1 protein-coding gene is annotated in these 249 nt (G+C 36.5%); it reads left to right on the top strand.

From position 1 onward, the window contains the following. On the top strand, window positions 1–249 hold a 249-nt coding region (locus tag SB773_RS33665; RefSeq protein ID WP_410594814.1), incomplete at both ends, for an AAA family ATPase.

Raw genomic sequence — 249 nt, 5'->3', positions numbered from 1 at the left:
ATGCAAAAGCGAATATCGCTAATTACGATAATATTTTTGTGGACAATCTTACCCATTATCAAAAACTTTGGTTGATGAGTAAGGGAGAAAAAACGAAAAGTGGAATGCCAGAATTAAAAGATTACGCTTTATTCGACAACCACTTGCTGAAGGTTATTGAGACTTTCAATGGATTAGATGCCAATGTTATCTACACTGCTTGGGAAACTACACGCAGCATTATCCATGATGACGGGCAACAATATAACC

It is taken from the genome of Bacillus sp. SIMBA_074, assembly GCF_046534555.1.
GTDB lineage: Bacteria > Bacillota > Bacilli > Bacillales > Bacillaceae_G > Bacillus_A > Bacillus_A mycoides.
Note: the sequence above shows the minus strand (reverse complement) of the source record. Positions and strands in the feature narration are given on the sequence as shown.